Annotated in this window: 11 protein-coding genes; 7 read left to right on the top strand and 4 right to left on the bottom strand. The window is 70.9% G+C overall.

Features of this window, described 5'->3' with window-relative positions:
* Positions 1 to 1,275 (top strand): glycosyltransferase, encoded by a 1,275-nt coding sequence (locus ABEA46_RS01435; protein ID WP_345542534.1) that lies wholly within the window; start codon positions 1 to 3, stop codon positions 1,273 to 1,275.
* A gap of 9 nt (positions 1,276 to 1,284) precedes the next feature.
* Here the strand turns inward: ABEA46_RS01435 and ABEA46_RS01440 are convergent, their stop codons facing one another.
* A complete protein-coding gene (locus ABEA46_RS01440) occupies positions 1,285 to 1,719 on the bottom strand; it encodes a hypothetical protein (RefSeq protein WP_345542535.1) in 435 nt (144 codons plus the stop codon).
* A 298-nt stretch (positions 1,720 to 2,017) separates the two neighbouring features.
* Between ABEA46_RS01440 and ABEA46_RS01445 the strand changes: the two genes are divergently transcribed.
* From ABEA46_RS01445 to ABEA46_RS01455, 3 genes are all read left to right on the top strand, one after another.
* Positions 2,018 to 3,046, top strand: a complete 1,029-nt coding sequence (locus ABEA46_RS01445; RefSeq protein WP_345542536.1) for a GlxA family transcriptional regulator — start codon at positions 2,018 to 2,020, stop codon at positions 3,044 to 3,046.
* Between the two features lie 49 nt (positions 3,047 to 3,095).
* Complete coding sequence (locus tag ABEA46_RS01450; protein WP_345542537.1) at positions 3,096 to 4,796, top strand: SulP family inorganic anion transporter; 1,701 nt, start codon at positions 3,096 to 3,098, stop codon at positions 4,794 to 4,796.
* 93 nt (positions 4,797 to 4,889) lie between these two features.
* Positions 4,890 to 7,100 (top strand): ATP-dependent Clp protease ATP-binding subunit, encoded by a 2,211-nt coding sequence (locus ABEA46_RS01455; RefSeq protein ID WP_345542538.1) that lies wholly within the window; start codon positions 4,890 to 4,892, stop codon positions 7,098 to 7,100.
* A 104-nt stretch (positions 7,101 to 7,204) separates the two neighbouring features.
* Here ABEA46_RS01455 and ABEA46_RS01460 read toward each other — a convergent pair whose 3' ends face one another.
* Together ABEA46_RS01460 and ABEA46_RS01465 are read right to left on the bottom strand one after the other, a co-directional pair.
* Positions 7,205 to 7,783, bottom strand: a complete 579-nt coding sequence (locus ABEA46_RS01460; protein WP_345542539.1) for a nitroreductase family protein — start codon at positions 7,781 to 7,783, stop codon at positions 7,205 to 7,207.
* A gap of 235 nt (positions 7,784 to 8,018) precedes the next feature.
* Positions 8,019 to 9,440 (bottom strand): MFS transporter, encoded by a 1,422-nt coding sequence (locus tag ABEA46_RS01465; protein WP_345542540.1) that lies wholly within the window; start codon positions 9,438 to 9,440, stop codon positions 8,019 to 8,021.
* Between the two features lie 58 nt (positions 9,441 to 9,498).
* Between ABEA46_RS01465 and ABEA46_RS01470 the strand changes: the two genes are divergently transcribed.
* The 3 genes from ABEA46_RS01470 to ABEA46_RS01480 all read left to right on the top strand — a co-directional run bounded on the left by ABEA46_RS01470 (position 9,499) and on the right by ABEA46_RS01480 (position 11,154).
* On the top strand, positions 9,499 to 10,032 hold the full coding sequence (locus ABEA46_RS01470) for an ArsR/SmtB family transcription factor (RefSeq protein WP_345542541.1): 534 nt from the start codon (positions 9,499 to 9,501) through the stop codon (positions 10,030 to 10,032).
* A gap of 119 nt (positions 10,033 to 10,151) precedes the next feature.
* Positions 10,152 to 10,619 (top strand): ribonuclease E activity regulator RraA, encoded by a 468-nt coding sequence (gene rraA, locus ABEA46_RS01475; protein ID WP_345542542.1) that lies wholly within the window; start codon positions 10,152 to 10,154, stop codon positions 10,617 to 10,619.
* A gap of 43 nt (positions 10,620 to 10,662) precedes the next feature.
* Positions 10,663 to 11,154, top strand: coding sequence for a nucleoside deaminase (locus ABEA46_RS01480; RefSeq protein WP_345542543.1), 492 nt, complete (start codon positions 10,663 to 10,665; stop codon positions 11,152 to 11,154).
* Positions 11,155 to 11,314: 160 nt separating this feature from the next.
* Here the strand turns inward: ABEA46_RS01480 and xdhC are convergent, their stop codons facing one another.
* A complete protein-coding gene (gene xdhC / locus ABEA46_RS01485; RefSeq protein WP_345542544.1) occupies positions 11,315 to 12,169 on the bottom strand; it encodes a xanthine dehydrogenase accessory protein XdhC in 855 nt (284 codons plus the stop codon).
* Between the last annotated feature and the right edge of the window lie 2 nt (positions 12,170 to 12,171).

A 12,171-nucleotide genomic window follows, 5' to 3' on the forward strand; every position in this document is an offset into this window, starting at 1 on the left:
GTGCACGTCGTGATGTTCGGCGACCAGCATGCCGAGACGCTGGGCGGGGCCCAGGTGTCGATGCGCCTGCAGCGCCGCTTCCTCGAGAAGGCCGGGCACACGGTGACGGTGGTGGCGCCGGGCATGCACGGCCCGCGGGCGCGGGCGGGCGCCGCCGATCCTTCGTACCTCGATCTGCCGTCGATCCCGATCACGGTCGACCGCGAGTACGCGATGACCTGGCCGGGTCGGCGCACCGATCGACGGGTGGATGCCGCCCTGCAGCGCCTGCTCGAAGACACGGGTCGTCCGCCCGTGGATGTCGTGCACGTGCAGGCCGACTTCTGGGGCGCGTTCATCGGGCACCGGTTCGCGCAGCGGCACGGGCTGCCGCTCGTGCACACGATGCACAACCGCGTGGACGTCGGCATCGAGGCGACCGCGCCGTTCCCCAAGCTCGTGCTGCGCGTGCTGAACGCATGGCAGCGGCGGGCGCTCGGCGTGCACGACGCGAAGCCGGTCGGACGCGACGGCTGGGCGTATCTGCGGCGGCTCGCGAACCGGTCCGATGCCGTCACCGCGCCGTCGACGCACTTCGCCCGGCGGCTCGAGGCGCACGGTGCCGTGCCGAAGGATCGTGCCCGTGCGCACGCCGAGGCACCGCCGGTGGAGCCGGCCGTCGACGTCATCTGGAACGGGATCGACGATGACCTTCTCGAAGCCGCGCTCGTCACCGCGCCGGCCGAGCGCGCACCGGGACCGCCGCGGTTCGTGTGGCTCGGGCGCATGAGCCCCGAGAAGCGGCTGCTGCCGTTCCTCGAAGCCCTCGCGACGTCGGGCATCGAGGCCGACGTCGAGATCATCGGCGGCGGCGGCCAGCTGCGCGCGGCGCAGCGGCTGGTCGAGAAGCTCCGGCCGCGCGCCGCCGTCACCTTCGCGGGACGCATGCCGTACGCCGAGACGCTGCGGCGCATCGCCGCCGCGGACGCCGTCGTGCAGACCTCGATCGGCTTCGAGACGCAGGGCATGACGATCTTCGAGGCGGCCTCGCTCGGCACTCCTGCCATCGTGAGCGATCCCGATCTGGCGGCCGAGCTCGGCAGCGGGTTCTGGGCGGTCGGCGCCGGCGACGGCCCCGATGCGTCCATCGCCGCGCTGGCGCAGGCGCTGCGGGCGGCGGCATCCGACATCTCCGCCGGAACGCCGCGCACCCCCGACCCGACCGTCCGCGAGCGCTTCCGCCAGTCGTCGCGCACGGCCGCGATGGTCGAGGTGTACCGGCGCGTCAGCGCGTGATGCCGTGCGTCAGCCGTAGACGATGCTGAGGATGCCGCTGTAGATCAGGTTGCCGAGGATCGCCCAGACCGTGGCGACGCCGATGCCCAGTCCGACGCCCGCCGCCCCCTTCGGAGCGCCCTTCTTGGCCAGCCCGATCGCGCCCAGCACGACGGCGGCGAGGGCCATCAGACCGCCGATGCTCGTGAAGACAGTGGTCACGAGGTTGACGAGCATGTAGTCGTAGTCCGGCTGCAGCATCATCGCCGCCTGGCTGATGAGCGTCACTGTCGACAGCGCGAGTGTCGCCACGGCGATGATCAGCGCGATGAGGCCGAGCGGGTTCTTCGCACCGGGTGCTGCAGAGGAGGGCGCCGCGGGGGCTCCGGGTTGCGCCGGAGCCGCGTCAGGCGCCGGGATCGGCTGGTCGTGGGGGGTTTCGGGGGTGCTCGGGGGAGTCGTCACGTGCCGAGCTTAGGGGGCCCGGCGGACGCTGTGTGGGGCGCGGCGTGGACGCTGCGCGTCAGGGCAGGCGGGTGCGGTCGGTGGGCACCTGGCGGTAGCCGTCGCTGCGGAGGGCGACGACGGTCGAGGCAAGGGCCCAGGCCGACAGTGCGGCGAGAACGATGATCAGGAACATGGCAGAAACGCTACGCTTGCGTAAGAACTGCCACGAGTGGCAGGATGGACACACATCGCACGAAAACTGCCACGCTTCGGCAGGCTCAGCGGCCGAGGAGCGGAAGTGACCGAGGAGGTTCCGATGAAGACCGTCGCCTGCATCGTCGTGGACGGGTTCGCGCCGTTCGAGTTCGGGGTCGCGTGCGAGGCGTTCGGCCTCGACCGCACCGATGACGGGGTGCCCAACTTCGACTTCCGCGTGGTCACGGCCGATCCGGGCGTCGTGCGCTCCAAGCTGGGCTTCTCGCTGAACGTCGAGCACGACCTGTCGTTCGCGTACGAGGCCGACCTCGTGGTGGTGTGCCCGACGCCGCGCGAGTACTGGGGTAACACCGACCCCCGCGTCATGGCCGCCGTGCGCGCCGCCGTCGCTCGCGACGCATGGGTGCTGAGCGTCTGCAGCGGCTCGTTCATCCTCGCCGAGGCCGGCGTTCTCGACGGCCGCAAGGCCACGACGCACTGGATGTACGCGCACATCATGGCCTCGATGTACCCGTCGATCGACGTCGACCCCGACGTGCTGTACGTGCAGGACGGCCGCATCATCACGAGCGCCGGCACCGCTGCCGGCATCGACGCCTGCCTGCACCTGCTTCGGCAGGAGCTCGGCGCGGAGCTCACCAACAAGATCGCCCGCCGCATGGTGGTGCCCCCGCAGCGCGACGGCGGGCAGGCGCAGTTCATCGCCAGCCCGCTGCCGGCGACGACGTCACTGTCGCTCGCGCCGGTCACCGACTGGATGCTCGACAACCTGCGGCTGGACCTCACCGTCGACCAGCTCGCCGCGAAGGCTCACATGTCGCCCCGCACGTTCGCGCGGCGCTTCAAGGCCGACCATGGTGCGACGCCCGCGGCGTGGCTCGCACGCCAGCGGATCATCCACGCCCAGCGGCTGCTCGAGAAGACCGACCTCGGCCTCGACCGCATCGCGTACGAGAGCGGGTTCGGCTCGGCGGCCGTGCTGCGCCAGAACTTCGCGCGCGTGCTCGGCACGACCCCCACCTCGTACCGCGCCCGGTTCGCCTGCACCGACGAGGTGTGCGCGGAGGACGAGCTGGTGGATGCCGGAACGGCCGGGGCCGCGGCATCCGCTCTCGAATCCGTCGCGTAGCGGCGAGGGCGCCCGAGACAGCGGGGGAGCCGTTCGCTAGCGTGTCAGCGTGGGGCTCAATCCGCGGACGTGGTTCTCGCGCAAGACGCTGCGCCATGACCTCGTGGCGGGGCTGACGCTCGGTGTCGAGAGCGTGCCCGACGGGCTCGCGCAGGGGCTGCTGTCGGGGCTCAATCCGCTCGCGGGGCTGTATGGGCACCTGTTCGGCATGGTCGGCGCCGCCCTGTTCACGAGCAGCGCGCTCATGACCGTGCAGGTCACCGGGGCGATGGCGCTCATCGTGTCGGATGCCGGGCTGCAGACGCTGGCCGACCCGGACCGCGCGCTGTACACGCTGACCGTCATGAGTGGGATCATCCTCGTCGTCGCGGGCCTGCTGGGGGCGGGCAGACTGGTGCGATTCGTGCCGACGGCCGTCATGACCGGGTTCGTCACCGCGGTCGGCGTGAACATCGTGCTGGGGCAGCTGTCGAACTTCACCGGGTATGCCGCACAGGGCGACAACCGCATCGCGAAGACCATCGACCTCGGCCTGCACGTCGTGCAGTGGAGCATCCCCGCGCTCGTCGTGGGCGCGATCACGGTGCTCATCATCGTGCTGCTGCAGAACACCCGGGTGGGTGCGCTGGGAATGGTGGTCGCGGTGGTCGTCGGCTCGATCTCGGCGGTGCTGCTCGACCTGTGGGTGGCCACCCCCGTCACGCAGCTGCGCGACCTGGTGGCCGTGCCCGGCTCGCTCCCGACACCGGTGCTGCCCAGCCTCGACGACGTGGTGTTCCTGATCCTGCCCGCGATCTCGCTCGCGTTCGTGGCGATGGTGCAGGGCGCGGGAGTGTCTGCCGCGATCCCGGCCGAGGGCAAGCCCGCCGACACGTCGCGGGACTTCATCGGGCAGGGCGCGGGCAACATCGTGTCGGGGATCTTCCGGGGGATGCCGGTCGGCGGTTCGTCGTCGGGCTCGACCCTCGTCGCCGCAGCGGGGGCGCGGACGCGCCTGGTGTACTTCGTGGCTGGCGTCGTCATGTCGCTCGTGATCCTGCTGGCGTCGGGGCTCGTCGCCTACATCGCCATGCCCGCGCTCGCCGGTCTGCTGATCGTCGTCGGGGTGACCGCGGTCAAGCCGAGCCGCGTGTATTCGGTCATCAGGAGCGGGCCGCTGCAGACCGTCGTGATGGCCGTCACCTTCGTGCTGACCCTCGTGATCCCGCTGCAGTTCGCGGTGCTCGCCGGCGTCGGCCTCGGCATCATCCTGTTCGTCGCACAGCAGTCCAACCGGGTACGGGTGCGCCGAGTGGTCTTCGCCGACGACGGGCGCATGCGCGAGATCGATCCGCCGCACCGCATCCCGCCGCACGAGATCGTGGTGCTGCAGCCCTACGGCAGCCTGTTCTTCGCGAGCGCGCCCACGTTCGAGCGGCAGCTGCCCGAGGTCACGGCCGAGTCGGCGCGCTCGGTCGTGATCGTGCGCCTGCGCGGCGTCGACGAGGTCGGCCTGTCGTTCGTCGAGGTGCTGCGCCGGTACGCGCGCGAACTGCGGGCCGTGGACTCCGACCTCAAGCTCGTGGTCAGCGAGGCGCGGGTGATCCGCCAGCTCGAGGCCGGCGGGCTGCGCGCCGAGATGGGCGAGGCGAACCTCTACCGCGGCTCGGAGTGGGTGGGGGCCGCGCTCCGGCGGGCTTACGACGACGCGCGCGACGAACTGCGCGCCGAGCCGCGCGAAGACCCGCGGGAAGGACCCCGCGAGGGCTGAGGCGTCTTGCCGCGGCATCCCTCTCTTGGTAAACTTGAGTCATCACGACTCAACTTTTGCGACGAGTTGGGTCTCACAGATTTCAGGAGACATATGAACGCCACGCAGCAGCCCGGACAGGAGGACGCGCAGAGCGCCCTCGAACAGTTCGGCATCAACCTCACCGACCGTGCCCGTCAGGGCAAGCTCGACCCCGTCATCGGGCGCGACAGCGAGATCCGTCGCGTCAGCCAGGTGCTGACCCGTCGCACCAAGAACAACCCCGTCCTCATCGGCGAGCCCGGCGTCGGCAAGACCGCCGTCGTGGAGGGCCTCGCCCAGCGCATCGTCGCGGGCGACGTCGCCGAGTCCCTCAAGAACAAGGAGCTCGTCACCCTCGACATCTCCGCCCTCGTCGCCGGCGCGATGTACCGCGGCCAGTTCGAGGAGCGACTGAAGAGCGTCCTCAAAGAGATCACCGAGTCCGACGGCCGCATCATCACCTTCATCGACGAGTTGCACGTGCTGATGGGCGCGGGCGGCGGTGAGGGGTCGGTCGCCGCATCCAACATGCTCAAGCCCATGCTCGCCCGCGGTGAGCTGCGCCTCATCGGCGCGACCACGCTCAACGAGTACCGCGAGTTCATCGAGAAGGATGCCGCGCTGGAGCGCCGCTTCCAGCAGGTGTACGTGGGCGAGCCGAGCGTCGAAGACACCGTCGCGATCCTGCGCGGGCTGAAGGAGCGGTACGAGGCGCACCACAAGGTGGCCATCGCCGACGCGGCTCTCGTGGCCGCGGCATCCCTCAGCCACCGCTACATCCCGAGCCGGCAGCTGCCCGACAAGGCCATCGACCTGATCGACGAGGCCGCGTCGCGCCTGCGTATGGAGATCGACTCGGCCCCGCTCGAGATCGACGAGCTGCGCCGCCACGTCGACCGCCTCAAGCTCGAAGAGCTCGCGCTCAAGAAGGAGAAGGATGACGCGTCGAAGGAGCGTCTCGCCGCACTGCGCGAGACGCTGCGGGTCGAGCAGGAGCGCCTGGGCGAGCTGCAGGGCCGCTGGGAGCGCGAGCGCGCGTCGCTCAACCGCGTCGGCGACCTCAAGACCAAGCTCGACGCCGCCCGCATGGAGGCTGAGCGCGCGCAGCGCGAGGGCAACCTCGAGAAGGCCTCGCGCCTGCTGTACGCCGAGATCCCCGCGCTGGAGCGCCAGCTGGTCGAAGCGGAGCGCGAAGAGCCCGCCGGCGACCGCATGGTCAACGACCAGGTCACCGATGAAGACATCGCGGCCGTCATCGCGGCGTGGACCGGCATCCCCGTCGGGCGCCTGATGCAGGGCGAGACCGAGAAGCTGCTGCATCTGGAGGCCGAGCTCGGCAAGCGCCTGATCGGGCAGAAGGATGCCGTCAAGGCGGTGTCGGACGCCGTCCGGCGCTCCCGCGCCGGTATCAGCGACCCGGGTCGTCCGACCGGCTCGTTCCTGTTCCTCGGCCCGACCGGCGTCGGCAAGACCGAGCTCGCCAAGGCGCTCGCCGAGTTCCTGTTCGACGACGAGCACGCCATGGTGCGCATCGACATGTCGGAGTACGGCGAGAAGCACTCGGTCTCTCGCCTGGTCGGCGCCCCTCCCGGGTACATCGGGTACGAGCAGGGCGGCCAGCTCACCGAGGCCGTCCGCCGGCGCCCGTACTCGGTCGTGCTGCTCGACGAGGTCGAGAAGGCGCACCCCGAGGTCTTCGACGTGCTGCTGCAGGTCATGGACGACGGACGTCTCACCGACGGTCAGGGGCGCACGGTCGACTTCACGAACGTGATCCTCATCCTGACGTCGAACCTCGGTTCGCCGATCCTCATCGACCCGACCTTGACGACCGAGCAGAAGCGCGAGTCCGTCATGGCGATCGTGCGGCAGGCGTTCAAGCCCGAGTTCCTCAATCGCCTCGACGACATCGTGATGTTCTCGGCGCTGAGCGAGGACGACCTCGCGCAGATCGTCGAGCTCGCGGTGTTCGCGCTGCAGCGGCGGCTGCGCGACCGGCGCCTGTCGCTGGCCGTCACCCCGGATGCCCGCGCGTGGCTGGCCGAGCGCGGCTACGACCCGGTGTTCGGCGCGCGGCCGCTGCGCCGGCTCATCCAGTCCGAGATCCAGGACCGCCTTGCGATGGCACTGCTGTCGGGCGGGGTGCGCGACGGAGACGTCGTGCGCGTCGACGTGGCGGCCGACGGCTCGTCGCTCGTGCTCACGAGCGACGGCCCGGCCACGCCGGAGCCTGCCGCCGACGAGGATGACGACGTGATCGAGGCCGAGCTGCTCGACGACTGACGTTCCGGGGACCGCCCTGAACCCTGGTGTCACCTGTGCCGGAGACACGGATGCCTCGCCCGCACGCTGCGGGCGAGGCATCAGTGGTCCGGGGCCGGGGTGCGTCAGTCGTTCACGAGGACCGACTCGGCGACGGGACGACGCACGCGCGGCGCGTTCTCGCGCGCCTGCAGCTCGTCCGAGGCCTGCCGGATGTCGCCGAGCTCGCCGACGGCCATGACGGTGACCGGCGTGAACTCGTCGCCGAGGCCGAAGCCGGCGGCGATCGCATCGCGGTCGAAGCCGCCCATCTGGTGGGTCGAGAGGCCGTTCGCGTGCGCCTGCACCGTGAAGTGGGCGGCGACCTGACCGGTGTCGTACTGCGCCCACATCATCGGCTTGCCGTCGCGCTCGGTCTCGGCCACGAAGACGACGAGGGCCGCCGCGTCTCCGGCCCAGGCGCTGTTGAAGCCGGCGAGGGACGCGAGCACGGTGGCGTGCGCGGCGGTGCCGCGTCGCGCGACGACGACGCGCCAGGCCTGCGTGTTGGCGGCCGTCGGCGCCCAGCGGGCGGCCTCCAGCGCGCTGGCGAGTGCGGCCTCGTCGATCACGGCGTTGCGGTCGAAGATGCGCGTGCTCCAGCGTTCGGCCAGGACGTCGATGATGGGGGCGTCGGTCTCGGCGGTGCGCGTGATGGTGGACATGGGGCGTCTCCTTGCTGTCGTGCGATGTGCCGGGACGCCGTCGGCCCAGGTCCATGCAACCGCATATATCTGAGAGTCATTCCCGGTTCGCAGCCGCGACCGGTCAGCGCCTTCCGTGTGCAGCCGCACCAGGAGCGCGTGAGCGGGGTCGCCGGTTGCGCGGTGGCCTCGCTGAACAGGGAGAAGGGGATGCCGCGACCGACCCTGCACGGCGGCCGCGGCATCCTGGTCCGTGTCAGGGGGTGGCAGCCTCGGCCGGCGCCTGCGGGAGGTCTCGCATCGTCCAGAACGGGCCGATCACGACGAACAGCGCGGACGCGAGCTCGATCACGGCGGAGATCCAGAGCGTGGGGACGACGCCGAGCCATTGGCCGAGCACGCCCGCGAGGATGGCCGAGATGGGCATGACGCCCCACACCACGAAGCGGATCGAGGCGTTCATGCGGCCGAGCAGGCGCGGCGGGGTGATCCGCTGCCGGAACGTCACCTGCGTGATGTTGTACACCAGCACGGTGAAGCTCGCGATGAAGCTCTGCACCACCAGCAGCGGGAACGCCACGGCGGGAAAGATCGCGGCGAGCAGCACGCCGGCGCCCGCGACGCTGAACGCGATCGCGCTGACCGGGATCGCCCGCGCCTCGCCGATGCGGGCGACGATGCGCGGCGTCGCGATGGCGCCGAGCAGGCCGCCGATGGCGCCCAGCGAGAAGATGATGCCGTACGCCTGGGGTGTGAACTCGAGCTGGCGCAGCACGAAGATCGGCAGCATCGTGTAGGCCATCGTGCTGGCGAAGTTCGACACCGCGGTGGTGCCGACGATGCGGCGCAGCAGCGGATTGCCGAACACCCACCGCAGGCCCTCGCCGATCTCGCGCATGATCGGCTGGTGGTCCTCGGGGGCGCGGCGCTGCTCGTGGTCGCGGGTGCGCAGCAGCGCGAAGAACGAGATGGCGTAGGTGACCGCATCGACGAGGATCGCGACGGGTGCGGTGACCACGGCGACCAGCCAGCCGGCGATCGCGGGGCCGGCGAGGTGCGCGATCTGCTGCGTCGATTCGAACTTGCCGTTGGCCTCGCCGATCTGGTCGGTGCGAACGAGCGACGGGATGATGCTCTGGTAGGACACGTCGAAGAACACCGTCGCGATGCCGATCACGAGTCCGACGGCCATCAGCTGCCAGATGTGCAGCAGGTCCAGCGCCCACAGCACGGGGATCGACGCCAGTGCGAGGGCGCGTACGGCGTCGGCCCAGATCATGACATGCCGCTTGCGCATGCGGTCTATCCAGGCGCCCGCCGGCAGGCCGACGAGGAGGAACGCGGCGACCTCGGCGGCGTTGAGCAGGCCCACCTCGAATTCGGTCGCATCCAGCAGGATGACCGCGATCACCGGCAGCGCCACCATCGTGATCTGCGAGCCGAACTGGCTGAAGGCCTGGCCCGTCCACATCGTGAGGAAGTTGCGGTCGCGCCACAGCGAGCCCTTGGGGTGGTGGGGCTCGGGCGCCGCGCCGGCGGCATCCTGGTCCGCTTCGACGGCGTCGTCGACTCTGCTGGCGAGAGGTGTGGATGCCTCGGCCCGCGCTTCTGCGAGCGCCTCCGCCGCGAGCCCCGAGGCGGCGCCGTCGTCGGCGCGGTGCTCTTCTGATTGGGACATGTCAATCAGTGTGCGCCACTGATTGAGATCTGTCAATCAGTCTTGCTACGCTGAGCTCGTGACAGACCGGGAAGAGCGGATCGTCCTGCATGAGGGGGACCCCGAGGCAGAGGCGCGGATGCGTGCGCTCAGCTCGCCGCTGCGTCTGCGCGTGCTGCGCCTGTGCGCCTTCGAGTCCCGCACCAACAAAGAGCTCGCGGAGCTGCTCGGCGTGAACCCGGGCACGATGCTGCACCACGTGCGCACGCTCGTGCAGACCGGCTATCTCGCCGCCGAGCCCGAGCGCGCCGGCGCGCAGGGCGCGCGCGAGGTTCCGTACCGCGCCACCGGCCTGTCGTGGCGCACGTCGATGCCGGGCGGTTCTCCCGTGCTGCTGGAGACGTTCCTGCAGCAGGTCCAGGGCGTGCCCGACGACGAGCTCGACGTGACCTGGATGGGCCTGAAGGTCAACGCCGCCCACAAAGAGGAGTTCCAGCACCGCCTGTACGAGCTCGTCAACGAGTTCAAGGAGCGAGGCCCCGACGCCGACGGCGACACCTACTCGTTCTTCAGTGCGCTCCACCCCGACGACAATCCCCCCGCGGCCCGCTGACATCCGTCCGTCCCTCAGCGTTCGACGAACGAACTGATCTTGCGACGGGCAGAATGCGGGGCGAACTTCTGCGGGGGAGGGATGCCGGCGGCCGCTGCGACGGCCATAGCCTGGGCCGCATGACGATCGCCACGGCAGACCTCTACGACGAGCGCGGCGACGAGCTCGACTCGCTCGCGCTGCAGTTCCACGACCTCGGCGGGCGCACCGCCTTCGACGGCCCGGTCCGCACCGTGCGGTGCCACCGCGACAACGCCCTCCTCAAGGCGCTGGTCGCGACGCCCGGCGCGGGCGCGGTGCTCGTGATCGACGGCGGGGGATCGCTGGAGTCGGCGCTCGTGGGCGACCTCATCGCGGGCTCGGCGGTCGCCAACGGCTGGGCGGGGCTCATCGTGCACGGTGCGATCCGCGACCGGGTGGCGCTGGCGGGCCTGGACCTCGGCATCAAGGCGCTCGGCTCGAACCCGCGCAAGAGCGCCAAGGACGGCCTCGGCGAGGTCGACGTGCCGGTCACGATCGCCGGCGTGACGTTCGTCCCGGGCCGTCATGTGTGGGCCGACGCGGACGGCGTCCTCGTCGAACGCTGAGGGTGATGCGCGAGCGACCCGGCGCTCGTATGGTGGAGGCCTGATGTCCTCCATCGACGGAGCGCCCGCCCAGCATCTGGCCCGGGCCATCGAGATCGCGACCGAGAACGTCCGCAACGCAGGCGGGCCGTTCGGAGCCCTCGTCGTGTCGGCCGACGGGCAGGTGTTCGAAGGCGTGAACCGGGTCACCGCGGACCTCGACCCGTCGGCGCATGCGGAGGTGACCGCGATCCGGCGGGCGTGCCAGGGGCTCGGCACGTTCGACCTGGCCGGCGCGACGCTCTACTCCAGCTGCGAGCCGTGCCCGATGTGCCTGGGCGCGGCGCTGTGGGCGCGCGTCGGGCGCGTCTACTTCGCGGCGGACCGCGAGGATGCCGCAGCCGCCGGCTTCGACGACGCGCTGTTCTATCGCTACTTCGACGGCCATCCCGAGCACCGCGACATCATGCCGGTCACCACGATCGCCCTGCCGGACGCGCAGCGCGTCGCGCCGTTCGACGAGTGGCGGCGCACGTCGACCCGCATCGAGTACTGACCGCCCGGCGATCGTCTGTGCCGGTCGTCGAGCCGGCGTGGCAGGCGCCCTTCCGGTCGTTGAGCGAGCGAGGCACGAGCGAGACGAAACGTGGCGAGACGCTCTCGAGAACCCTGCCCCCGCGCGTGTGTCTCAGATCGGTTCTGTCCGATCGGCGGGCCTACGGCGTGTCGTCTCGCTTCGCTCGCTCACGGACCGGGAGGGGAGGACCGGTGGTGGCCGCCTGCTCGATGAGCTGAAGGATGCCGGCGGCCACGCTCACGGCGATCGTCGCGGGCTGTTTGCCGGTGAGGCCGGGCAGGCCGATGGGCGTCGTCACGCGGGCGAGCGCGTCCTCGTCGTGCCCGGCATCCGTGAGCTTCGCGCGGAAGCGGGACCACTTCGACCGCGAGCCGATCAGCCCGATCGAGGCGACACCGTCGGTGCGCAGCGCCTGGTCGACGATCGCGAGGTCTTCGGCGTGGTCGTGCGTCATGACCAGCACGTGCGTGCCCGGCGGCACATCGCGCAGCACCGCCTCGGGCACCGGCGCATGATGCACGTGCACCTCGGCGACGGCGTCGGCCAGCGGAGCGAGCCGGGCCGCCGCCAGCATGTCGGCGCGCGAGTCGACCAGATGCAGGGCAAGGCTCTGGCGCGCCAGGATGCGGGCGAGCTCGAGCCCCACGTGCCCGATGCCGAACACCGCCACCGAGGGCACGACGCGCACCGGTTCGAGCAGCAGCGTCACTTCGCCGCCGCAGCATTGCACGCCGTAGTCGGTGCCGGCCTTGTCGCTCAGCGTGAGGGTCAGCAGCTCGGGCTCGGCGGCGCCCGACGCGAGCATGACCTGCGCCCGCGCCACCGCGGTCGCCTCGAGGTTGCCGCCGCCGATCGTGCCGAACGCGTCGCCGGGCGAGACGACCATCTTGGCGCCGCCGTTGCGGGGCGCATGCCCGCGCACCATCGCGAGCGTCACGACGACCGCAGGAGTCCGGGCGTCGCGCAGCCGCTGCAGCGCGTCGAGCCAGTCCACGG

The organism is Microbacterium jejuense (genome assembly GCF_039544225.1).
In the GTDB taxonomy this organism is placed as follows: Bacteria; Actinomycetota; Actinomycetes; order Actinomycetales; family Microbacteriaceae; genus Microbacterium; species Microbacterium jejuense.